Here is a 971-nt window from a genome sequence, read left to right as displayed (position 1 = left end):
AGCATCGGTGTCTCGAAGGACAACGAGCCCTTCCACATCGTGCCGATCCAGTTGAAGAACTTCACACCGGTCGGTACGGCGATCAGGAACGTCATGAAGGAGAAGAACGGCAGCAGCACACCGCCGGTGACGTACATGTGGTGGGCCCACACGGTCACGGACAGACCGGCGATCGCGATGGTCGCGGCGATCAGGCCCATGTAGCCGAACATCGGCTTGCGGGAGAACACCGGGATCACTTCGCTGATGATGCCGAAGAACGGCAGCGCGATGATGTACACCTCCGGATGGCCGAAGAACCAGAAGAGGTGTTGCCACAGCAGTGCGCCGCCGTTGGCGGCGTCGAAGACGTGGGCGCCGAACTTGCGGTCCGCCTCCAGGGCGAACAGCGCGGCGGCCAGCACCGGGAAGGCCAGCAGGACCAGGACACCGGTCAGCAGCACGTTCCACACGAAGATCGGCATGCGGAACATCGTCATGCCCGGGGCGCGCATGCAGATGATCGTGGTGATGAAGTTGACCGAGCCGAGGATCGTGCCGAAGCCGGAGAAGGCCAGACCCATGATCCACATGTCGGCGCCGATGCCCGGCGAGCGGACCGCGTCCGACAGCGGGGAGTAGGCGAACCAGCCGAAGTCCGCCGCGCCCTGCGGGGTGAGGAAGCCGCCCACCGCGATGAGCGAGCCGAACAGGTACAGCCAGTAGGCGAACATGTTCAGCCGCGGGAACGCCACGTCCGGCGCGCCGATCTGCAGCGGCATGATCCAGTTCGCGAAGCCGGCGAACAGCGGCGTCGCGAACATCAGCAGCATGATCGTGCCGTGCATCGTGAACGCCTGGTTGAACTGCTCGTTCGACATGATCTGCAGGCCCGGACGGGCCAGCTCGGCGCGCATGAGCAGCGCCATCACGCCGCCGATCAGGAAGAACGCGAACGACGTCGCCAGATACATCGTGCCGATCGTCTTGTG

At 64.6% G+C, this 971-nt stretch carries 1 protein-coding gene; it reads right to left on the bottom strand.

The window, feature by feature from the left end; translation table 11 throughout:
- Positions 1-971 (bottom strand): cbb3-type cytochrome c oxidase subunit I (locus tag LG395_RS40880; protein ID WP_225814654.1); only part of this gene is annotated, 971 nt, incomplete at both ends.

This window comes from Streptomyces spinosus (assembly GCF_020400655.1).
GTDB lineage: Bacteria > Actinomycetota > Actinomycetes > Streptomycetales > Streptomycetaceae > Streptomyces > Streptomyces argyrophylli.
The sequence above is the reverse complement of the archived record's forward strand: the minus strand, read 5'-3'. Positions and strand labels throughout refer to the sequence as shown.